At 33.3% G+C, this 22,730-nt stretch carries 22 protein-coding genes, 1 tRNA gene and 1 riboswitch; of the genes, 16 read left to right on the top strand and 7 right to left on the bottom strand.

From position 1 onward, the window contains the following. Window positions 1-7 precede the first annotated feature (7 nt). From CLOLE_RS14820 to CLOLE_RS14810, 3 genes are all read left to right on the top strand, one after another. Window positions 8-1,555 carry an alpha-amylase family glycosyl hydrolase gene (locus CLOLE_RS14820; protein ID WP_013657948.1) on the top strand — a complete coding sequence of 516 codons (1,548 nt, stop codon included), beginning with the start codon at window positions 8-10 and terminating at the stop codon, window positions 1,553-1,555. Window positions 1,556-1,764: 209 nt separating this feature from the next. Then, window positions 1,765-1,839, top strand: a tRNA-Pro gene (locus tag CLOLE_RS14815). 212 nt (window positions 1,840-2,051) lie between these two features. Next, complete coding sequence (locus tag CLOLE_RS14810; RefSeq protein WP_013657947.1) at window positions 2,052-2,885, top strand: undecaprenyl-diphosphate phosphatase; 834 nt, start codon at window positions 2,052-2,054, stop codon at window positions 2,883-2,885. A 496-nt stretch (window positions 2,886-3,381) separates the two neighbouring features. Here the strand turns inward: CLOLE_RS14810 and CLOLE_RS14805 are convergent, their stop codons facing one another. The 3 genes from CLOLE_RS14805 to CLOLE_RS14795 all read right to left on the bottom strand — a co-directional run bounded on the left by CLOLE_RS14805 (window position 3,382) and on the right by CLOLE_RS14795 (window position 7,084). Further along, on the bottom strand, window positions 3,382-4,854 hold the full coding sequence (locus CLOLE_RS14805; RefSeq protein ID WP_013657946.1) for a UDP-glucose--hexose-1-phosphate uridylyltransferase: 1,473 nt from the start codon (window positions 4,852-4,854) through the stop codon (window positions 3,382-3,384). 3 nt (window positions 4,855-4,857) lie between these two features. Further along, window positions 4,858-5,850, bottom strand: a complete 993-nt coding sequence (gene galE, locus CLOLE_RS14800) for a UDP-glucose 4-epimerase GalE (protein ID WP_013657945.1) — start codon at window positions 5,848-5,850, stop codon at window positions 4,858-4,860. Between the two features lie 70 nt (window positions 5,851-5,920). Further along, entirely contained in the window at window positions 5,921-7,084 is a 1,164-nt protein-coding gene (locus CLOLE_RS14795) for a galactokinase (protein WP_013657944.1), read from the bottom strand. Between the two features lie 300 nt (window positions 7,085-7,384). Here CLOLE_RS14795 and CLOLE_RS14790 point away from each other — a divergent pair, with 300 nt between their 5' ends. From CLOLE_RS14790 to CLOLE_RS14765, 6 genes are all read left to right on the top strand, one after another. Beyond that, window positions 7,385-8,368, top strand: coding sequence for a LacI family DNA-binding transcriptional regulator (locus tag CLOLE_RS14790; RefSeq protein WP_270049158.1), 984 nt, complete (start codon window positions 7,385-7,387; stop codon window positions 8,366-8,368). A 74-nt stretch (window positions 8,369-8,442) separates the two neighbouring features. After that, entirely contained in the window at window positions 8,443-9,489 is a 1,047-nt protein-coding gene (locus tag CLOLE_RS14785) for an aldose epimerase family protein (RefSeq protein WP_013657942.1), read from the top strand. Window positions 9,490-9,685: 196 nt separating this feature from the next. Further along, window positions 9,686-10,504: a C40 family peptidase gene (locus CLOLE_RS14780; protein ID WP_013657941.1), complete on the top strand. Its 819-nt coding sequence runs from the start codon at window positions 9,686-9,688 to the stop codon at window positions 10,502-10,504. A 124-nt stretch (window positions 10,505-10,628) separates the two neighbouring features. Beyond that, window positions 10,629-11,384, top strand: a complete 756-nt coding sequence (locus CLOLE_RS23920) for a C40 family peptidase (protein ID WP_013657940.1) — start codon at window positions 10,629-10,631, stop codon at window positions 11,382-11,384. 193 nt (window positions 11,385-11,577) lie between these two features. After that, a complete protein-coding gene (gene uvsE, locus CLOLE_RS14770) occupies window positions 11,578-12,504 on the top strand; it encodes a UV DNA damage repair endonuclease UvsE (RefSeq protein ID WP_013657939.1) in 927 nt (308 codons plus the stop codon). Window positions 12,505-12,562: 58 nt separating this feature from the next. Next, window positions 12,563-13,303, top strand: coding sequence for a polysaccharide deacetylase family protein (locus tag CLOLE_RS14765; protein ID WP_013657938.1), 741 nt, complete (start codon window positions 12,563-12,565; stop codon window positions 13,301-13,303). Window positions 13,304-13,401: 98 nt separating this feature from the next. Here the strand turns inward: CLOLE_RS14765 and CLOLE_RS22550 are convergent, their stop codons facing one another. Then, a complete protein-coding gene (locus tag CLOLE_RS22550; RefSeq protein WP_013657937.1) occupies window positions 13,402-13,569 on the bottom strand; it encodes a Spo0E family sporulation regulatory protein-aspartic acid phosphatase in 168 nt (55 codons plus the stop codon). Between the two features lie 141 nt (window positions 13,570-13,710). Here CLOLE_RS22550 and CLOLE_RS14760 point away from each other — a divergent pair, with 141 nt between their 5' ends. The 3 genes from CLOLE_RS14760 (at window position 13,711) to CLOLE_RS14750 (ending at window position 15,825) form a co-directional block, all read left to right on the top strand. Beyond that, a complete protein-coding gene (locus CLOLE_RS14760; RefSeq protein WP_013657936.1) occupies window positions 13,711-14,439 on the top strand; it encodes a single-stranded DNA-binding protein in 729 nt (242 codons plus the stop codon). Between the two features lie 159 nt (window positions 14,440-14,598). Then, window positions 14,599-15,267, top strand: coding sequence for a M48 family metallopeptidase (locus CLOLE_RS21990; protein WP_013657935.1), 669 nt, complete (start codon window positions 14,599-14,601; stop codon window positions 15,265-15,267). A 27-nt stretch (window positions 15,268-15,294) separates the two neighbouring features. Continuing rightward, window positions 15,295-15,825: a cob(I)yrinic acid a,c-diamide adenosyltransferase gene (locus CLOLE_RS14750; protein ID WP_013657934.1), complete on the top strand. Its 531-nt coding sequence runs from the start codon at window positions 15,295-15,297 to the stop codon at window positions 15,823-15,825. Window positions 15,826-15,909: 84 nt separating this feature from the next. Here the strand turns inward: CLOLE_RS14750 and dapB are convergent, their stop codons facing one another. Together dapB and dapA are read right to left on the bottom strand one after the other, a co-directional pair. Next, window positions 15,910-16,674, bottom strand: coding sequence for a 4-hydroxy-tetrahydrodipicolinate reductase (gene dapB / locus CLOLE_RS14745; RefSeq protein WP_013657933.1), 765 nt, complete (start codon window positions 16,672-16,674; stop codon window positions 15,910-15,912). Window positions 16,675-16,689: 15 nt separating this feature from the next. Continuing rightward, the gene (dapA, locus tag CLOLE_RS14740) at window positions 16,690-17,574 is read right to left on the bottom strand and encodes a 4-hydroxy-tetrahydrodipicolinate synthase (protein WP_013657932.1); all 885 of its coding nucleotides are present in this window, start codon (window positions 17,572-17,574) and stop codon (window positions 16,690-16,692) included. Window positions 17,575-17,759: 185 nt separating this feature from the next. Next, a riboswitch (Lysine riboswitch) is annotated at window positions 17,760-17,944 on the bottom strand. 162 nt (window positions 17,945-18,106) lie between these two features. On the opposite strand from dapA, the gene CLOLE_RS14735 reads away from it, so the two are divergent. Then, a complete protein-coding gene (locus CLOLE_RS14735) occupies window positions 18,107-18,316 on the top strand; it encodes a small, acid-soluble spore protein, alpha/beta type (protein WP_013657931.1) in 210 nt (69 codons plus the stop codon). Window positions 18,317-18,416: 100 nt separating this feature from the next. Here CLOLE_RS14735 and CLOLE_RS14730 read toward each other — a convergent pair whose 3' ends face one another. Continuing rightward, entirely contained in the window at window positions 18,417-19,700 is a 1,284-nt protein-coding gene (locus tag CLOLE_RS14730) for a hemolysin family protein (RefSeq protein WP_013657930.1), read from the bottom strand. Between the two features lie 254 nt (window positions 19,701-19,954). On the opposite strand from CLOLE_RS14730, the gene CLOLE_RS14725 reads away from it, so the two are divergent. From CLOLE_RS14725 to CLOLE_RS14715, 3 genes are all read left to right on the top strand, one after another. After that, window positions 19,955-20,704, top strand: a complete 750-nt coding sequence (locus CLOLE_RS14725) for a class I SAM-dependent DNA methyltransferase (protein ID WP_013657929.1) — start codon at window positions 19,955-19,957, stop codon at window positions 20,702-20,704. Between the two features lie 39 nt (window positions 20,705-20,743). After that, a complete protein-coding gene (gene hslO, locus CLOLE_RS14720; RefSeq protein ID WP_013657928.1) occupies window positions 20,744-21,619 on the top strand; it encodes an Hsp33 family molecular chaperone HslO in 876 nt (291 codons plus the stop codon). 165 nt (window positions 21,620-21,784) lie between these two features. After that, window positions 21,785-22,621: a putative sporulation protein YtxC gene (locus CLOLE_RS14715; protein ID WP_013657927.1), complete on the top strand. Its 837-nt coding sequence runs from the start codon at window positions 21,785-21,787 to the stop codon at window positions 22,619-22,621. The last annotated feature ends 109 nt before the right edge of the window (window positions 22,622-22,730 follow it).

Genomic DNA, 22,730 nt, shown 5'->3' with positions numbered 1-22,730 from the left:
GTGAAGCATGAAAAAAAGATGGTCTTTTATCATACTTGTGATGATTATATGCTTAATAGGTGGTTGCAGTCATGCAAAAGAAGAACCACTTATTCAGGATAAATATAGAAATTACTATGAGATTTTTGTGTACTCCTTTTGTGATAGTAATGGAGATGGTATAGGAGATTTAAATGGTGTAACCTCAAAACTAGATTATCTAGTGGATTTAGGTATTGATGGTATTTGGCTTACACCTATTATGCCATCGGATACGACTCACAAATATAATGTAGAAGATTACATGGCCATAGATTCTACTTTTGGAACGATGGAGGATTTTGATCGTTTGATGGAAGAATGCAACAAGAGAGGAATCAATGTAATCTTAGATTTGGTTGTTAATCATACCTCTACCAAACATCCTTGGTTTTTAAAGGCTTTGGATGAGGTTAAAGCAGGCAAACCGGGGAAATATGCAAACTATTACTCTTTTGTACAAAATGAAGAAGAAAAAAATAGCCTAGACGATGAGGGGGGCTACCATTCAACCGGAATTGGTAATTATATGTATGAGTATGCCTTTACAGATAATATGGCTGCACTTAATTTGGAAAATAAAGAAGTTGTAACTGAAATCAATAACATCGCTAAGTATTGGTTGGATAAGGGTGTAGTAGGTTTTAGGCTAGATGCGGTTAGACATTATTGCTTTGATCAAGCAAAGAGTATTAACTTTTTAAAGGAATTTTATAAATACTGTCAAACTATTAATCCTGAAGTTTACATGGTAGGAGAAGTGTTTAGTAGTGGTAGTATGATTGAGACCTTTTATGAGACAGATATTGATAGTTATTTTAACTTTATGTTTGCAAAAGCTGATGGACGTATTACTTCTAACTTAAGAGGTAGGGCTGGTGCAGACTTTGTTCAAAGTCTGTATAAATGGCAAGAGCGTATTAGTAAGGTGAAAGCTAATTATATTGATGCTAATTTCTTATCCAATCATGATACAGACCGTTATTTTGGGGTCATTGGTAAAGACAACATCAAACAGAAAATGGCTGCTAGTATGTATTTGATGATGCCAGGTAATAGTTTTACTTATTATGGAGAAGAAATTGGTATGTTAGGTTCAGGACATGATGCTAATAAACGAGCACCTATGGTATGGTCAACAGAGTCAGACGAGGAAATGACTACTCCTATTCCTGAAAGTGACAATATACCTGCTATAGAAAAAGGTGTTAAAGAGCAAGAAAAGGAAAAAGATAGCTTGTTTGCTTTTTATAAAAAAGCACTACATATAAGACAACAGAATACTGAGATTGCAAGAGGTAGAATAGAGCCTATAGAATTAGAAGATAAGCAAATGGGTGCGTACACAACTACTTATAACGATTCTAAAGTTATTATTATTCATAATCTAGGAGATCAAACTAAAACGATAACGTTAGATACGAGTACGTATAACTATAGTAAAATTCAAGATTCCTTACTAACAGGCAATGAAAAAGCAACATTAAAAGGTAGTGAAATAACATTGCCACCTATGTCTACAGTAATCTTAAAATAAAGAGAGAGTTATACAAAAGCTACAAGTTTTAAGGCTTTTCTCATCCTAGCTTAAATGTTATGAGCTAGGATGAGAACGACTTAATCTTGTAGCTTTTTAATATGAAGTGAAAAAGGGAAAATACTTAATAAAAGGAATAAAATCACTTGACATATAAAAAGGGTTTGGGTATAATGATGAAGTCGACTGAAAAAGAGACAAGTTATTGTCGGGGTGTGGCTCAGTTTGGCTAGAGCGCCTGATTTGGGTTCAGGAGGCCGCAGGTTCGAGTCCTGTCACCCCGATGCTAAGACCAGTTAAGTTATTATGACTTAACTGGTCTTTTTGCTAGTTAAGAATTGCTATATAAAAATGATTATATTTTTAGTTCCTAATATAAAGAAGCTAACATTATTGTTAGGTAATTGTAAGGTGAAGTGACTAGTTAGGGTACTAAAGATAAATTATAATAGTATAGGCTATGTAGCATGGGAAAAGAAGTTAGGAGAGAATGAATATGTCTATTTTTGAAGCGATTATTCAAGGAGTATTACAAGGAATTACAGAGTTTTTACCTGTTTCAAGTTCAGGGCATTTAGCTTTATTTCAGCATTTTAGTGAGGTAGAGGCTGAGAGCTCAGGTTTTATTATGGCACTTTTGCATTTAGGGACTTTAGTAGCTATTTTTGTGGCCTTTCGTGAGACGATATGGGCTCTTATTAAAGAAGCATTAAGTATGCTAAAAGATATTTTTACTTTAAAGTTTACTTTAAAACAAATGAATGATGAACGTAAGATGATTGTGATGCTCATTGTAGCAACACTTCCGCTAGTTATTTTGTATCCATTTAAGTGGGTATATGATAGCATTGTAGCAAAGGGTGGTTTGCTTTTATTAGGCCTTTGCTTTTTATATACTTCTGCCATTTTATTTATTTCAGATCGAAGGGATAATGGTAAAAAGACTGTTAGAGAAATGAGTTATGGCAATGCTCTCTTTATAGGTCTATTTCAAGGGATAGCACTATTTCCTGGAATATCTCGTTCAGGATCAACTATTGGGAGTTCATTAATTGCAGGATTCTCTAAAGACTTTGCAGTTAAATTTTCATTTATTTTAGGTATTCCGGCTATTTTAGGAGGCTGTCTAGTAGAAATAAAAGAAGCAATGGAAACTTCCGTGCCTGTTGAAATCTTACCAATGGTAATTGGTTTTGTAGTGGCAGCAATAGTAGGTTATCTTTCAATTAAGATGATTGATTGGTTGGTTAAAACAGATAAATATAAAGTGTTTGCTTATTATACCTTGGTGGTCGGAATCATTACCTTAGGAATTAATTTTTTAGGATAGTAAAATATAAACAAAAAAGTGTCATGCATAGATATTTAAATCCTATGCATGGCATTTTTTACAATCAGGCTCATGTATTTAATTTTATCACCTATTACAATGGCTAAAAAGACATAACAGTGGCTCCTCAGCATTTTAATGAACTTTTTGAGGAAGGTAGTAGGTTATGAAAGCTAAATCAATGAGTGGGAACTCCTAAAGTCTTGGCCTGTGCACCCTAAGCTAGGAGACTAAGACCTTAAGACTCTGATTTTAAACTTTTTTTTGTGAAAAACTTATAAAATAGATAAAGCTTATAAATACTGCCCCGAGAAGAGTTGTCCGTATGAATAGAACTGATGGGATATTAGGGGGGCGTAAGCTTATAACTTTGTTTTATATCTCTATATATGTAGCGAGCTGATTAAATTCTTAATAGAAATATAAAAAACAGCTCAAGAAAGTTTATTAACTATCTTGAGCTGATTAAAACATTATTATTAATTAAAGGGAGATGTTACAGAGTATGAATGAACTTTCTAAAATGAGTAAGTCCCTCTTGATTTAATTTAAAAACACCAGCGTCTTCTAATACACGAGTAAACTTCTTACCTAAGGCAGCTTGTATAAATGCATTGATTTCACTGCCGCCGTAAAGTGCTTTTAGTTCCTCAGCCCAAGGAAGATGATAGGGTTTAACCTCTACTTCTTGGCCTTGTATGTATGCCTTAACTTCTTCTAGTTCGTTAAGAAGACGTCCAGGTAAAATGGCAAGTCCCATGACTTCAATTAAACCGATATTTTCTTTTTTAATATGATGTACATCAGCATGAGGGTGGAAGATACCTAGAGGATGTTCATCTGATGTACGGTTGTTGCGTAGTACAACATACATCACATAATTTTCCCCAGTTTTTTTGGCAATCGGTGTAATGGTATTATGTCTAGTGCCATCTGTTTCAGCTAAAATATTTACTTCAGCATCCGAATAAGTCTTCCAAGTTTCATAAATATAGTTTGTGCATTCAGCGACATCTTCTAATTGAGGGCTTGAGAGTTTAATAGTAGTAAGAGGCCAGTTGAGTATTTCAACAGTAACACTAGGGTAAGTATTAAGTGTAAAAGTTTCGAGGGTTGTAGCACGATTAATAGGGAATTCATAACAACCACCTTGATAGTGCTCATGAGATAAAATGGAGCCTCCTACAATAGGTAAATCAGCATTTGAACCAATAAAATAATGAGGAAATAGCTTAACGAAATCTAATAGATTATAGAAGCTGTTTTTAGTTAAAGACATAGGTTCATGAGTTTGAGAAAGTAAAATACAATGTTCGTTATAATAAAGATAAGGTGAGTATTGAAGCATCCAATCTTTATTGTTAAGATGAAGGGCTATAGTGCGATGATTAGCACGATCGGGATGTGACAAAGTACCTGCATACCCTTCATTCTCAATGCAGAGCAAACAACTTGGATAGTGACTTGCTGGTACATTTTTTAATCTAGCAATTTCCTTTGGGTCCTTTTCAGGTTTGGAAAGATTAATAGTGATATCTAAAGACCCATAAGGAGAAGATGTCCTAAACTCAACATTTTTAGCAATACGATTCATTTTAATATAGTTTGAATTCTGGCTTAATTGATAAAAATAAGAAGTTGCTGATGTTGGGCTATGTTCATAGGCCTTCCAGAAATCGTCTTCAATTCCTTGAGGAGAAGGTAAAAAAACATTCATAATCGTACTAGTAAAGATATCTTTTTCGGCTAAGGTATCTTCGATGAATCCATTATTAACAGCTATATCAGCGAGAGCATCTAAAGTTTCATAGAAGTTTAAGAAACACTTCTCAGAGGGAACAGTATATTCAGTTACCCTATAAAGTGCCATAATACGATTACGTACATAAATAGCATCACGTTTGGTGATTAAAGTATTTTCTATAGCAATGGTAATGAGCCGATTAATAAGGTCGCAAAGAGATGACATAGATTATACCTCCTTATAGCCATGTGGATGGGCTTGATGCCATTTCCAAGCAGAAGCAATAATTTCTTCAATAGCGGTATATTGAGGTTCCCAGCCTAAAACACGTTTTGCTTTTTCAGAAGAAGCAATGAGAAGAGCAGGGTCACCTACGCGGCGTTCACCAATTTGCATAGGAATAGGATGGCCTGTTACTTTGCGAGCAGCTTCGATCATTTCAAGGACAGAGTAGCCACTATTGCTACCTAGATTAAAGATATTACTTTCGCCGCCGTTCATAAGATATTTAAGGGCTAAAATATGAGCATTTACTAAATCTGTTACATGAATATAATCTCTGATGCAAGTACCATCTTCAGTTGGATAATCTTGACCAAATACAGTAATATGAGATCTTTGTCCTAGAGGAACTTGAAGAATGAGAGGAATAAGGTGAGTCTCAGTTGTATGAGCTTCTCCAATAGTGCCACTAAAATCAGCCCCTGCTACATTGAAATATCTTAAGCATACATAGTTTAAGTTATGAGCACCATGGGTCCATTTAAGCATCTTTTCAATAGCAAGCTTTGTTTCACCGTAAGTATTAGTAGGGCAAGTTGTCATATCCTCTGTAATAGGCATAGTTGCAATCTCCCCATAGGTAGCAGCAGTGGAAGAAAAGACTATATACTTAACACCTGTTTCTACTAATGCTTCTAGAAGAGATTCAGTGCCACCTACATTATTATTATAGTATTTAAGCGGATTACTCATCGATTCACCCACTAAAGAGTTCGCAGCAAAGTGAATGACACCATCTACTTTTTCTTTTTCTAAAATCTCTTTAACAGCTGATTTATTTCGAATATCAACTTGGTAAAAAGGGACATTTGAAGGAACACTTTCGATATGACCTGTTTCAAGACTATCTATAACAATAACATCAATTTGATTTTCTGTGAGCTGTTTGACTGCGTGAGAACCAATATAACCAGCACCACCAACAACTAAAATTTTCATATGCATACCTCCTAGGTTATTTCTATTTTTATTTTAACATAAAGCATTCAAGAAACAATGAAAACCACATTTAAGCTAAACGAATAGGACCAGCATTAGCTGTAGCAATGTAAAAAGAAGCTGCGTATTCCATTACTTCTTGATATTGTTTTCCGACTTGTTCGATAAAACTATCAATCTTTTCTTCTGGAACAAGACTGATTGCACAGCCACCAAAACCAGCACCAGTCATACGGGCTCCTATAGCACCTGCATTTAATGCAGCTTCTACTAGTGTGTCTAGAGCTTTACCTGTTACACAGTAGTCGTCTTTTAAAGAAACGTGAGAAGCTGTAAGAAGCTCACCAAAGGTCTTCAAATTCTTATCAAAAAGGACTTTATGAGCAGTGATAACACGTTCATTTTCAGTAATAACATGTTTTACACGCTTGTAAAGCGTATCATTTTGTAAATAACCCTTAATATGATCTAGTTCCTGACTAGGTAAGTCACAAAGATGCTCTATTGTATAATGTTTCTTTAAAATAGCTAAGGCTTCTTGACATTCAGCAAAACGTTCATTATATTTAGAGTCCGCTAATTCGCGGCGCTTATTCGTATTCATAATAATAAGTTTGTAACCATCTAGTTCAAGGGGAATGTATTGATATTTTTGAAGGGCACAATCTAAAAGTAGTGCTTTATTTTTTTCGCCTAAAGCAATAGCAAATTGATCCATAATACCACTGTTAACACCAATATAATGATTTTCAACGTACTTGCCAATGAGAGCCATTTGAACAGGATCAAGGTTTAGTTCATAAAGATCAGAGCAAAGTTTACACATAAGCACTTCGAGAGAAGCTGAAGAAGAAAGTCCAGAACCATTAGGGAGTGTACCTAAAACAACTAGATTTAATCCACAAGTAATCTCATGATTTTGTTCTTGCAAGGTTTCAAGTACGCCTTTTATGTAATTACACCATTCATGTTTAGGATTGAAGCTTAAATCATCTAAACTAAAGGAAACAAGACCTAAAGATTCAAAGTTCATGGAGTAAGCTTGAAATAAGTTATCCTCACGTTTGCTTACAAAAGCGTAGGTACCTTGAGAAATAGCACAAGGAAAAACAAGGCCGCCATTATAGTCGATATGTTCTCCGATTAAATTAACGCGACCAGGTGCAAAAAACGTAGCAGTAGGTGTTTCTTGGAATAAATCCTTAAACTTTTGTATAGCTTGTTCTAGTGACATAAAAATACCTCCTATTGATTAAGTTAGTTTCATTATAATATTTTAGTAAAATAAATCAAGTTGTTTTACTAAAATATTATAATTATTTTACTTATTTAGGTTGATAAGTACATACAGTCATACTATAATAAAATAAAAGAGACAATAAAATGTTAATAGACACAGTTGTTACAGGATTATCATGATAAGCAATAGTTATTGATGAAAGTAATCTAACAGTAGGTGTCTTAGATGATATAGAAAAGTGAAATAAAATAAGTAGTAAAACGGTAGTAAAAGGAGGAAATAATAGTGGCAACTATGAAAGAAGTAGCCGAAAAGGCAGGGGTATCTATTGCGACTGTTTCTAGAGTACTTAATTTAGATACGACGCTTAATGTGTCAGAAGAAACGAAACAAAGAATTTTTGAAACAGCAGAAGCTATGCAATATACGACACATCATAAGAAGAAAGAAAAACGTCAACTGAGTATAGGTATTGCTCAGTGGTATACACATAATCAAGAATTAACAGATCCTTATTATCTTGCTCTTAGACTAGCGGTAGAAAAAAAGTGCGATGAAGAGCAGATAAGCTTTAGAAGAATAGCACCGTATGAAAAGGATTCAGATATAAAAGGTTTAGATGGGATTATTGCCATTGGAAAGTTTGGAGAAGAAGAAATAGAAAGATTAGAAGCGTACAGTATTCCTATTACTTTTGTAGATTCATCACCTGATGATGAAAAATATGATGCAGTTATGACTGATTATAGAAAAGGTGTTTGGAAAGCCCTATCCTATCTAGTAGAAATGAAGCATAGTACTATCGGTTACATTGGTGGAGAAGAGTTTGTTGGAGGAAGTATAGAACCTTTAATGGATGAAAGAGAAGCAACGTATATTCAGTTTATGAAGGAACAAGGAAATTTAAATGAAGCCTTTATTTATAAGGGAAGATTTACACCTGAAGATGGTTACTTATTAATGAAAAAAAGTCTTGAAAACCCGGCTCATCCAACGGCTTATTTTGTAGCCAGTGATCCAATGGCTATAGGTGCGTATAAAGCGGTTGCAGAAGCAGGAATGGAAGTAGGAAAAGACATTAGCTTAATAGGATTTGATGATATTTATTCTTCTCAGTTTTTAATGCCAGCCTTAACTACTATTAAAGTGCATACGGAGTTTATGGGAAAAACAGCAGTAGAAACATTGCAAGAAAGAGTTAGGAGTCAAAGAGTGTTACCTAAAAAAATTCTTATTCCAACTAAGCTTATAGTAAGAGAAAGTTGCTGTAGTCAATAAAAGTTAAAAGTTATATAATATTTTTATTGTTTAAATTATGGTTAAATTAAAATAAGGATGGGAGATTAGCAAAGATGAAAATAGTAAGTAAGGACATGACCTTTGCTTCTGGTGAAAAGGTTACAAAATATGAATTAAGTAATACAGCGGGAATGACAGTGGAAGTGTTAAATTGGGGGGCAACACTCACTAAAATAGTGGTTCCAGATAAAGAAGGTCATTTTGAAAATGTCATTTTAGAGTGGGAAGATATAAATACCTACGAGAATAATCCCGGTAATTTTGGAGCGACAGTAGGTAGAATTGCTGGTAGAATAGCAGATGCAAAGGTGACTTTAAATCATCAGGTTTATCATTTTGTAAAAAATACCTATGGAAACACATTACATGGTGGTTTAGTTGGATTTGATAAAAAAGCTTGGACGGGTGAAATGCAGCAAACAGAGGATTCTGTTATTTTAACTTTAAGTTATTTGAGCCCAGATGGAGAAGAAGGATTCCCAGGGAATTTACATGTAAAAGCCATCTATCTATTAAAAGAAGATAATACACTTACTTTAACTTATGAAGCTACTACAGATAAGGAAACAATCGTTAATCTTACTAATCATGCTTATTTTAACTTGTCAGGAGAAGCGAAACGTTCTGTTTTAGGACAAGAAGTGTATATTAATAGTAGTCAGATTTGTGACTTAAATGAAGAACTTATTCCTACAGGTGCTTTTATAGATTTGGATAACGAAAGTGCCTTTGATTTTAGAGTACCAAAAGCTATTGGAAAAGATATTGAACGAGAAAATCCTCATTTAAAAAATGGGTATGGTTATGATCATTGTTGGTTACTTAATAAAGGCGAAAAAGCTGCAGAATTATATGATCCTATATCAGGACGAGTAATGGAGATTAGTACTACTGCCCCAGGGGTAGTTGTTTATACTATGAATCACGCAGATGGTGTAACAAAGCTTTCAAATGGTAAGGAACAACAAAGAAGATATGGTGTGTGTTTTGAAACACAAAGAAAGCCTATTGGTAAAAATGAAGTATTTAAGGAAGAGGTTATTCTAAAACCTAGTGAAGTTTATAGACAAGAAACAACATTTAAATTTAGTAACAGATAAATATTAGTAAAAAGAGCCAAAAGCTAAGAGGAGCTTTTGGCTCTTTTTATGTGATTTTGTACTAAACTAACGTTGACAATAAGAGGACTACAATATATAATTAATTTGTAACAATTAGTTAATATTTTAAATAAGTAATTAATAAAAGCAATTATTTATTAACAGATCATCTATAAACAATCTTTAGGAGGATCCCATGAAGTATCATAAGCTGATAATGGTAGGTATTTTGGTAGCAGGTATAACAACACAAACACAAGCAGCAGTATATGGTAGTTTAAAGCAAGATGTACAGGTGAACACCGAAGCAGGTGAACAGCTTGTAAAAGCAGCTGGTCAGGGTGTCAGTATTTTAGAAGTAGATGAACATAATTACTTGATTAATATTCAAGGTAATACGAATCAATACGTAAGTAAAAATCTTGTAGAGATAGCAGGAGTTATTACGACAACCTTAAGTGATGAAACAAAATTAAGAGAAGAACCTACAGGTGAGGGGGCTCTTTTAACTTATTTAAAAGCTAATACCATGGTAATGGTCTTAGAAAAGCAAAATGAATTTTATAAGGTAAAAGTAGACGATTCAGTAGGATACATATATAAGGGACAATTAAATACGGATGGTTTAGATGCAGTGCCGAGTAAATCATCTTTAGGTGAAGAAATTGTTGATTATGCTAAAGGCTATTTGGGTGGCCGCTATGTTTATGGTGGCAATAATCTAGAGACGGGTGTAGATTGCTCAGGATTTACAAGCCAAATTATGAAGCGTTTTGGCATTAGTTTAGAAAGAAGCTCAAGATCTCAATATAGTAGTAATGGCTATCGTATATCAGAAAGTGAACTTCAACCGGGAGACTTGGTTTTTTATGGAAATGATGGCTACATCAATCATGTAGCGATTTATGCAGGAAACGGGCAAATTATTCATGCTAGTGATGAAAGTACAGGTATACGTATGAGTAGCCTTTACTATGGTAAACCATTAATAGGATGTAAAAGAGTTGTTGATTAATATAGCAAAGATATTAAATATTTATAAAGAGAAGAAATAACAAATCTGTAATCATTTTATGAATAACAGATAAAACCTTTGAGAGATTGATAGATAAAACAATAAATACATATAGGGGGACAGTATGAGAGGCAAACAATTAGGTGTTTTAGGCGGTCTATTAATAGCAATGACAATGTTTACAACTAACCTATTTGCATCAGAAATTGAAATAGGAGTAGTTACTCAAAAAAGTAGTGCTTATTACTCTGCAGATGTATTAGGAGAAAAGGCGGGGTATGTCTTTGAAGGTGAAAGTTTAACCATAGTAGAAGAAGTAGATGGCTTCTATGGTGTCTTATTAGAAGAAGATGAATTAGTATATATAGAGAAGTCTTGTTTGCAGGTGGAACAGTTAGAGGAAGAAAAGGATGAAACTGAAGAAGTAACTACAACAAATGAAGTAGTGAATGAACCTCAGCCAGTGAAAGAAGAAGTTTCCCCAGTTCCTAAAAAGGAAGAGGTTAAGATTTCAAAAGGTGAAGAAGTAGTAGCTTATGCTAAGCAATTTATTGGAACACCTTATAGAAGTGGTGGCAATAGTTTAACTAAAGGTGTAGATTGTTCTGGATTCACACAACAAGTCTTTTTAAAGTTTGGTGTGAAGTTACAAAGATCTTCTCGTAGTCAATATGCGAGTAATGGCAAGAAAATAACCAAGGATCAATTGCAGCCAGGAGATTTAGTATTTTACGGTTATAATGGTAGTGTTAATCATGTAGCTATATACATAGGTAATGGTCAAATTATTCATGCACCAGTACCAGGAAAATCTGTTTGCACAGAACCATTATGGCAGAGAGGCTGTGCACCTATTATTGGATATAAACGTGTTGTTTAAAATATAAAAAGTATAAAAAATAGTTCTACTTCGTGTAGAACTATTTTTTTGTGGGATAAAAAATCGAGAAAAAAGTAGATAGTGCGCTGATTTATTATGCAAAAAAATTAGTAATTTATAGGGAAAATGGAGAATCAAGTGTGATAGAAGAGGTGTCGGTATATACTAAGAAAAAACAGAATTAGGTGAAGCGATGGAAGGACAAAAACAGCCACAAATAAGAGTAGGTTATGCTTGTATTAATTTATCTATAAAAGAATCTTTTAGAAACTTTAGATTATCAGCCGTGCAAAAGCAGGATGAGGAAAAAATAACAGAGGTTATGTGGCATAATATAAGGCTTTTAAAGAAGATTATAGATTATAATATCAAACATAATATATATGTTTATCGAGTGAGTTCAGATTTAATTCCTTTTTGTACACAACCTTATGTCAAAACACTTTATGAGAAAAGAGTATTGCAAAACCACGAGATGCAACAATATTTAAGAGATATTCACTCTTTACAAGAAAAATATCAACTTAGATTAAGTATTCATCCAAGCCAATTTAATGTCCTTGCCAGTCCGAAGAAAGAGGTAGTTAATAGGTCTATTGCAGAAATCAACGAGCAGACAAGATGGAGTAAATTGTTGGGGGTATCGAATGTGGTATTACACATAGGAGGAAGTTATGGCAATAAGGAGGAAGCCTTAAGGCGATTTAAGGCAAATGTGGGGTATGTGGATTGCAAGCTTATTTCTATAGAAAATGATGATAAGACCTATAATGCACAAGAAGTTTGTTCTTTGTGTCAAGATTTGAAATTAAAGTGGGTGTATGACTATCATCATTGTCGTTGTCATCCCAGTCCGGATTGTGCAATAGAAGAACTTTTGGAAAATTATCCACCAGATAAATATCACCTTTCTACAGGAATGCCTCATTATGATTCTAGACCCCATGCAGAGTTAATTAGTAAAGGGGATTATAGGGGCCTTATTAAGTTGTTGGAGAAAAGTAATATTCTAAAGGCGGATGTAATCTTTGAGGCTAAACTAAAAAATAAAGCTATTACAGCTATTTTAGCTCCTAAAGAACAAGGATATTGGATTTTAAAAGGCGAGAATGAGGAATAAACTATTTTAAAATGAGAAAACTAATGCTGACCTAAATAAGTAATAAGGAGGTAGCAAATTGAAAAATGTTAAAAAGTATTTAAAAAGAGTAGTAGCCATTGTACTGGCGATCATGTGTAGTTTACCGGTTTTGGGAGCTCCTACCAAGAAACTTCCTATTTACTGTGTGAATACTAATGGAGAAAAGAAAGTGGCGCTTTCTTTTGATGCTGCATGGGGAGCAGATGACACAGATGAATTATTAGCTACTTTGGATAAGTATCAAGTTAAAGCCACTTTTTTTATTGTAGGAGATTGGGTTAGAAAATATCCAGATATGGTAAAAAAATTAGCAGATGCAGGGCATGATATTGCTAATCATTCCAATAAACATCCACATATGAACCAGATGAGTAAAGATGCTATTAAAAAAGATATTATGGCTGCTCATGAGGCTTTAAAAAATGTAACAGGACAAGAAGCTAATTTGTTTAGGCCTCCTTATGGAGAATATAACAATGCAGTTATTGAGGCAGCACAAGAATGTAATTACTACACAGTGCAGTGGGATGTGGACTCTCTAGATTGGAAAGAATATGGTTTGCAACAACTTATAGATAAAGTTGTTAAGCATAAAAATTTAAGACCAGGTTCTATTGTACTTCTTCACAATAATGCTAAATATACTGCAAAAGCTTTAGATAGTATTATAAAAGGGTTAATTGATCAAGGCTATACCCTCGTGCCAATTTCAGAACTTATTTTGAAGGATGTTCCCTACACTTTAGACCATGAAGGTAGACAACAACCAGTTCGTTAAAATAAAACTGCTTACGCGAAAAAGCATTTTATAAGTTTCTATGCAAGGAACTAAAAATGATTTAAGCTAGTAAGCAGTTTTTTATTTATTGAATAGATTTATTCTACTTCCTCTATTTGTTTGATAAATAGAGGAAGTATTAATTGATCGAGTTCTATACTTAAACGGATAACTTCTGGGGAGAGCAGATTATAGTTATTTTGAATAATGATATGAGCTAGCTTTCTTTTTAATTTAATAATATAAGCAGAATTAGGTGTTTCCATGGAAATAGTGCCTCTCTTTATAATATAGCAACTTGGTGTTAAATAAAAAGACTATTATATCCTATGAAAGAATGAGCTAGAAAGTGAATAGTTAATAAATAATAATTGAATTTAGCATAAATCATTTATTTTAGGAATAAGATGTTAAAGGCAGACAAACCTGTTAAAGAACAAATAGAGGATAAGGAGAGGGTAGGAATGGTAGAACACATATTAGAAAACAATGAGGTTGTACTCATCGGAAAGGTAGTAAGTGATATAAAATTTAGCCATAAGGTTTATGGTGAGGGGTTTTATACTTTTGAACTAGAAGTACCTAGATTAAGCAGTTCAGCAGATATTTTACCTGTTACCATTTCGGAAAGAATACTACCATCTATCGGAAATGTACAAGGAAAGGTATTAGAGGTTTTAGGACAATTTCGTTCTTACAATCAATATGAAGAAGGTAAGAATAGACTGATACTAACGGTATTTATATTAGAAGTTAAAGAGGTTTCAGAGCAAGAGCTAGCTAAAAATAAGAATTATATTTATCTAAATGGTTATGTGTGTAAAGAACCTATTTATCGTACAACGCCATTTGGTAGAGAAATCACAGATTTACTGTTAGCAGTTAATAGATCTTATCATAAGTCAGACTACATTCCTTGTATTACTTGGGGGCGCAATGCAAGGTTTGCACAAAATCTAGCGGTAGGAGATCATATTCAAGTATGGGGACGTATTCAAAGTAGAATTTATCAGAAGAAGTTAGAAACAGGCGATACGGCTACTAAGATTGCTTATGAAATATCTATTAGTAAAATGGAAACAGTAGATGAGAATGGTAATAGTAGCAGTAGTACTGAAGTTCTAGAAGCAGAATAAAATACATATTAAGGCGACACTCTCAAGGTGTCGCCTTTGTTGTACAAAAATTTAGAATATGTATAGCTTATTTTTGGAGATATGATATAATAAAGGAGAATAAAAGATTAAACAAATTTATATAAAAATGTAATTATAAGGAAAAAATAATCAAAAGTGATGGAATATATTATTATCAAACAAAAGAGAAAAACAGCAAGTATAGCTATTGATAAAGATTTGAGAGTTGTTGTAAAAGTGCCTAAATATATGTCGCAAACAGCCATAAAAAAGCTAGTAGCTGAGCATGAAACGTGGATTGAAACAACACTGAAGAAGAAAAAAGTACTTTATGAAACACAAGATTTTATAAAGACAGGAAGACTTCTTTACTTAGGAAATTATTGGCCGGTTACCTTTGAAAATGGAAATAATCAGCAAGGGAAGGTAGTCTTTAATGAAACCAGTGGATTTAAAATTCAAACTACAGGTGATGAAAAACAAATAAGAGGATTAGTAGAGTTGTTTTTTAAAGAACGAGCTAAGATTTATCTAAAAGAACTTTCAGATGAGTATGCAGCACGTTTAGGCGTACAATATCATAAAATAACTATTAGAAAACAAGCCACTAGATGGGGGAGTTGTTCTAGGCAAGGTAATCTATCTTATAATTTAAAGATTCTTTGTGCACCAACCGATATGATTGCTTACGTGGTTCTTCATGAAGTAATGCACTTAAGGCATTTTAATCATAGCCAGGCTTTTTGGAAGGCCATGGAAGAGGAAATGCCGGATTATAAAAGGCGCATGAATTACTTTAAGCAATTTGGACAAAACTTTATGATATAATGTATGGGTATCTAAGGAGGCAATAAAATGGAGAATGGACTTGTCCAAGTGTACTATGGTACAGGGAAAGGAAAAACAACAGCAGCTATAGGACTAGGTGTTAGGGCTATAGGAAATGATTATAAAGTTATTATGATTCAATTCTTAAAAAATGATATGACGGGTGAATGCCGTGTCTTAAAGGATTTAGAACCGTATTTCAAGGTATTTCATTTTGAAAAAAGACGAGGGTTCACTTGGCAATTAAATCCAGAAGAAAAGCAGGAGTTAAGAAGTGAAACAACTAATGCTTTAAAATTTGCAAGTAAAGTAATGGATACTGGAGAATGTGATGTTCTTATTTTAGACGAGGTGCTTAATTCTGTAGAATCAGGGATTATTTCTGAAGATGAACTCTATGAACTTATTTGTAATAAGTCAGACGATGTGGAGTTAGTGCTTACAGGGCGTAAGCTACCTATTCGTATTGCAGAAAAAGCAGATTATATTAGTCATATCGATGATATCAAGCATCCAACGGAAAAAGGTAGAGATGCCAGAGCTGGAATAGAATATTAATGATTACGGGTAATAAAATTGAAAGCCGAGAAGGTTGTAGAACTTAAATGTTATACAAACCTTCTCGGCTTTTTTAGAGTTTATTTAGTGCTTTGCATCTAATAAATGTTCCATATTATAAAGACCTGGAGCCTTATGAACTAAGAATTTAGCAGCATTAATAGCACCTACAGCAAAAACTTCTTTAGAAGTCGCTTGATGAGTAAGTGAAATGAACTCATCATTACCAGCAAAGAGAATTTCATGTTCTCCTACAATGGTGCCACCACGTATTGCGTGAATACCAATTTCATTCTTTGGTCTCTTTTCACGTACAGTAGTGCGGTCATAGCGATAGTTATAACTATGATCTAAAGTATCATTAATAGCATCAGCAATAGCAAGTGCTGTACCGCTAGGGGCGTCAATTTTTTGATTATGATGTTTTTCAATGATTTCAATATCAAAACCACTACCAGCTAGTACCTCAGTAGCACGTTTAGCTAAAGCGATAAGGAGATTAACACCTAAGGACATATTAGCAGAAAAGAAAATAGGTACTTGTGTACTTGCCTCTTTTAAGTAATCAATATCCTCAGGAGATAAGCCTGTTGTACAAACAACAGCAGGAATATGACGAGAAACGCAGTAATCAATAAGGCCTTTTACAGCAGTAGCTGTAGAAAAGTCGATAATGACATCTGCAGGTACATCACATTCATCTATTTTAGCGAACACAGGGAAAGGATTGGGCAGGTCTAAATAAGGGTCTACACCTGCTACTAATTCAATGTCATCATGTTGTTTCAGCAATCTACTAATGGTTTGCCCGATTTTACCATTGCAACCATGCATTAATAATTTTATCATAGGGGTCATCCTTTCTTATACTAATAGGCCAGCATTTGTAAGTGCATTTTTAAGTCCTGGTAAGTGAGCTTCTTCTAATGTGGTAAGAGGTAATCTGCATGGACCAGCTTCCATACCCATTAAGTTAAGTGCTGCTTTAACAGGAATAGGATTAACTTCACAGAAAAGTGCTTTAATAAGAGGAAGTAATCTTAACTGTAATGCTCTTGCTTCTTTTGTGTGGCCATCCAAATAAAGTTTAACAATATCGTGAGTTTGTTTTGGAGCAACGTTAGATAATACAGAAATAACACCTTTTCCACCTAAAGAAAGAATAGGAATAATCTGATCATCATTTCCAGAGTAAATAGAGAAATCATCTCCGCAAAGAGCAGCAATCTCAGCAACAGTCGAAATATTGCCTGTAGCTTCCTTGATTCCTTGAACAAAATCATATTTAGAAAGTTCATAAACGGTTTGAGGATTAATAGTCACACCTGTACGGCTAGGGACACTATAAAGAATCATAGGCAAATCAACAGCTTTTCCAATGGCTGTGAAATGTTCAACTAACCCTTTTTGAGTAGCTTTGTTATAATAAGGTGTTACTTGAAGGGTTGCATCTGCTCCTAAAGCTTTTGCATTTCTAGTTAAATTAATACCATGTCTTGTATCATTACTTCCAGTGCCTGCAATAACTGGAACTCTGCCAGCAGTGCGGTCTACAGCTACTTTGATGCATTCAAGATGCTCGTCATCTGTCATCGTTGAGGCCTCACCAGTGGTGCCACAAATAATAATAGCATCTGTACCATTACTAATTTGGAAATCAATATATTCCTCTAGTTTACCAAAGTTAATATCTCCATTTTCATAAAATGGTGTAACGATTGCTACACCTGCGCCTTTAAAAATTGCCATTGTATCATCCTCCGTTTTTATTATAGTGGTAGGACTAACTTTGATAAAAAGTATCTTTTGCTACTAGTCTATTCAATGCATCGTATGAAAGATACTGTTATCAAAAATTAGTCAAATAAAAAAACCAGCTTCTAGAGGCTGGCTACACGCATAATCATCATAAAATAGATATAAATAAACTTATGATTATATGTAGCACTCCATCCTTATTGTATAATAAAGGATGACAGTTGTATAGCTATTAACCAGACAACCAGAAATAAATAGTACAAGCTATTTAATCTTCGGCGATTACCCCTTTTGACTATAATCATCTTTTCTTGTAAAAATCCTATAATCTACTCTTGGCAACCGCGCCTCTACAAAATATTGAATTGTGTAGAATATAACATTTTAATATGAAAAAGTCAATAACAAAAGAAGTAATTGTTGATTAAAATTTAATAATTATAAAAATACAAGTAAAGTGTATAAAAAGTTTTATATTGCCACATACTCTAATAGATTTTATTGAGTTAGAGGAGTCGATGATATGAAAAATAAAGAAAAGCTATTTGATGCACTATCACCAGAAGACAAAATGAAGTTAGAAATAGCCGAAGAACTAGGCTTATTAGATAAAGTACAAGAAGGAGGTTGGAAGGCTCTTAGTGCCAAAGAGACAGGTCGTATTGGAGGGTTAATGACTAAGAAAAAGAGAGAGCTTAACAAAGCTGCAGAAGAAGCCAATAACAGCAAATAAAGCAGCTTTAAGAAAAGAACCACTTAGGAGAAATAAATAATCTCTTAAGTGGCTTTTGTTACATATATTTATTTAATTAATCTTTGTTAAGTGTATTTACTTAAATAGCGTCTTGATTCATATCTGATTTTAATAAAAGTCTCAAGCTATTAATACGATTATTAACTGTTTCTTCTACTATAAAGTTAATATTTTTATAGCTAATTTGTTCTCCTTCAGTAGGGAAACGATCGAATAAGCCGATAACAAAACCACCAATAGAATCAAAATCATTGGAAATAATATCAAGGCCTAACTCTTCATTAACTTCAGAAATACGAGAAGTACCATCTACTACATATTCCTCTTCGCTAACTTTAACGAAGTCATCTTGAACAGAGTCGTATTCATCATTAATATCTCCCATGATTTCTTCAATTAAGTCTTCCATACTGACTAAACCAGCGGTGCCACCATATTCATCTAAAACAATAGCAAGACCTATTTTTTGAAGACGCATTTCTTTAAAAAGTTCATTGTTATTTTTAAATTCATGAACAAAATAGGCTTCTCTTAAGTAATCGCTTACTTTAAAGTGTTGTGGTGAGACGACATTTAAAATAAGATCTTTAATATGTAGAATACCTACAATATGGTCATGTGTTTCTTGATAAACAGGCATTCTAGAAAATTGTTCTTCTTTATATAAAGTGAGAATTTCTTCATAGGTTGCATCTAAATCAACGCAAATCATATCTGTACGTGGTACCATAATATCTTTTGCACAGGACTGACCAAAATCAAATACATTATAAATCATTTGCTTTTCATCAGTCTCTAAGACACCTTCTTCGTGACTTACTGTCACAATTGTTCTAAGTTCATCTGTTGTAATAAAAGGTTTAGTAGCATCAGGTTTGCCACCAAGTAGACGAATGATACCATTAGTAATAAACATGAGAATTTTAACAACGGGTGTAAAAACAGTAACGATGATAGAGATAGGTCGTACGACTAACAGTGCTATCTTTTGTGCATTTTGAGCAGATAAAGATTTAGGTGTAATTTCACCGAAAATAAGAATGAGTAAGGTCATAATACCAGTTGCAATACCTACACCTAAGCTACCATCTGATCCGCCACTAAGATCAATGGCTATGACAGTAGCTAAGGAAGAAGCTGCAATGTTAACTAGGTTATTACCTACTAGAATAACACTAAGAAGTTTGTTAGAATCCTCAAGTAATTTATCTAGTAATTTAGCACCTTTAATATTTTGCTCAACCATATAACGCACTTCTATTTTACTAATGCTCATAAGTGCTGTTTCTGAAGCCGAGAAGAAGCTAGAGCCTAAAAGTAAAATAATTAAAATAACAATCTGTACCGATAACGATGGGTCCAACTTAAAATCACTCTCCTATAGATTAATTTAAAATTTAGTATATCTCCTTAATATGTATAAGCTATGAAAAGGAGAAGAAGAAATATAAAAAGATTACTACTAATATATTCCTAATACTGATATCATAACATACGAAATTAAAAAACAATAACAATAGCATAAACTTGGTTTTATATGATGAAAAGACTAGCTTAAAAATATAAAAATGGCTATAATAATAAGGTTAGAATAAATGGCGTAAAAGAGGTGTGAAAATGGAAAGCTATAATCAGTTTGCTAGTGTATATGATTTGTTTATGGAAGATACACCTTATGAGAAATGGTTTTCTTATATAGAAGCTAGTTTAAATAAATACAATTTGAGTCCTAAGTCGGTATGTGAGCTTGGCTGTGGTACAGGTCAAATGACGACTTTGTTTGCTAAAAAGGGACTAGAAGTAATAGGAATTGATTTGTCAGCAGAAATGCTAATGATGGCTCAAGATCATGCCTTTGAAGATGAATTAGAAATTTTATATTTATTACAAGATATGGCTAGTTTTGAATTAGGAGAACCTGTAGATTTTATTTGTAGCTGCTGTGATTCTATGAACTATTTATTAGAAGAAGAAGAACTACTACAGTCTTTTTTGAGAGTTAAGCGTTTTTTAAAACCCTCAGGATTATTTATTTTTGATATGAATACACAGTATAAATATAAAGAAGTATTAGGAAATCAAATTTTTGCAGATCAAACTGAGGAAGCGGCTTATATTTGGACAAACTACTATGATGAAGAAGAGGAAATCAATGAGTATGAAGTAAGCTTCTTCATTCAGGATGAAGATGGCAAATATGATAGAAGTATAGAGAATCATTATCAAAGAGCGTATAGCATGGAGCAAGTTAAGGCTTTATTAGAGAAAGCTGGTCTTGAGGTTTTAGAGGTGAATGATAACTATAGTAATAAGCCATTAGTGGAGCTTTCTGAAAGAGCAACCTTTATTGTAAGAAATAACGGATAAAAGGACATAAATAGTTTGATAAAGAAAGGATGTAATAAAATGAAAACTAAAGACTATATGATTAGAGGAATAGATAAAGAAAGAAACTTTAGATTTTTTGGGACTAATACAAAGGAACTTGTCAATACTGCTTGCATTAATCATGGATTAACACCAGTAGCAGCTGCTGCTTTAGGTAGAACATTAACAGGGGTTGCTATGATGGGAAGCATGCTTAAAAGAGATGAAGACCGTGTAAGCATTATTATTAAAGGAGATGGACCGCTAGGTGGTATTATTGCTGAATCTAATGGGGCTGGAGATGTAAAAGGATATGTTTATAATCCTCATGTAGACTTGCCACTCAATGAGTTTGGTAAACTAGATGTAGCAGGTGCTGTAGGAAATGCCAATATGACTGTGATGAAGGATCTTGGTCTTAAGGAACCTTACTCAGGCCAGGTACCTATGCTTTCTGGTGAAATTGCAGAAGACATTAGCTTTTACTTCGCTGTATCAGAACAAACTAATTCAGTCGTTATGTTAGGTGTTTTAGTGGATGTAGATTATAGTATTAGACAAGCAGGAGGTATTATTATTCAAGTGTTACCTGATGCAGATGATGATGCCATTACTCAATTAGAGAAAAAAATCAAGGGGTTTAAATCTTTAACGGCGTGTTTAGAAAAAGGACAGTCTATCGAGTATGTTTTAGAAAATCTTTTAGGTGAGATTGAAATCATGGATACAACAGAAGTAAGGTTTAATTGTGACTGTTCTAAAGAACGTATGGAAAGAGCCCTTATTAGTGTTGGGAAAAAAGACTTAGAAGAAATTGCAAAGGAAGATGAAAAAGCAGAGCTTGTATGTCCTTTCTGCAGTAACAAATATCAATTTACCAAAGAAGAATTAGAGGAACTCATTGAGCAAATCTAATTTATACAATTAAAAATAACCTGTCAGAATAACCTGATAGGTTATTTTTAATGATAGACAATAACATAAAACATCATTCATGAAATATTATATAGGATAATGCAAGATGTCAAGCTTAAAGTTATATACTATATAATAAGAACTACAACTATCGAGGTATAAGCCATGTGCTGTTATATGCTCTATACATCCAGGTATAAAAAAGAACTATTAGAGAAACTAGAAGAACTAGAGCAAGAAGAAGAAATGGCTAATGAAATAGAAGTAAGGCAAATAGGAAGTATCTATGAAGTAGCCTGTTTGATGGAAGATACTAAAGAATTTTGTGATGAGCAATTGGCTCATGTGATGAGTGATTTGGTTCAAAAACAAGTTATTAGTAGAGTTTGTATAACCTATTTAAAAAGTAAAGAAGAGTTGAGACATATAGATAAAAGAGATATTATGAATGCCTTTATGAATAATAATTACCTATCAAGGCAAGAAGGCTTTTCTTCTTTTACCTATTATTTATTATATGTACCTATTTTACAGGAAATAAAAAAAACAAGCATATTTAATATAGAAGGTTGGATACAATTTAGAACTCAAAAATATCAGATTCTATTAAGCGATTTATTGGAACAATTTGTTTTGGATTATAGTATGAAGAAAGAGGTTGTAACTTTTATTAAGCTTATGAGAGATATGAGCATTTTAAGTGTACCATTAGAGGAAATACTACATCTTATTTATAATACAGAAGGGGCGCCTCAACTTTATAATAAAGACATGAAAAATATGACAGGCTTTTATATAGGGCAATACTGTAAGGAACTGTTATTAGATAGTACGTTAACAAGGGAAGATTATATTTTGCATATCCTTATATCGATTAGTCCTAAGCAGCTTATTATTCATCAAAGAGCAAAAGCCAGAGAACAGCAGTTTCTAAAGACATTAGAAATTATTTTTGATGATAATATTAACTATTGCAAGGGGTGCATGTGGTGCAGTAATTAATGTGTAAATGTTTATTGATTTTACAATATTTAAATAATAAAAAATATATTATATATTTAGAGGATTTAGTGTATAATAAAGGAGATTGATAGTGATTATTGGGGGAAAA

The sequence above is a fragment of the Cellulosilyticum lentocellum DSM 5427 genome (assembly GCF_000178835.2).
GTDB classification, from domain to species: domain Bacteria; phylum Bacillota; class Clostridia; order Lachnospirales; family Cellulosilyticaceae; genus Cellulosilyticum; species Cellulosilyticum lentocellum.
The sequence above is the reverse complement of the archived record's forward strand: the minus strand, read 5'-3'. Positions and strand labels throughout refer to the sequence as shown.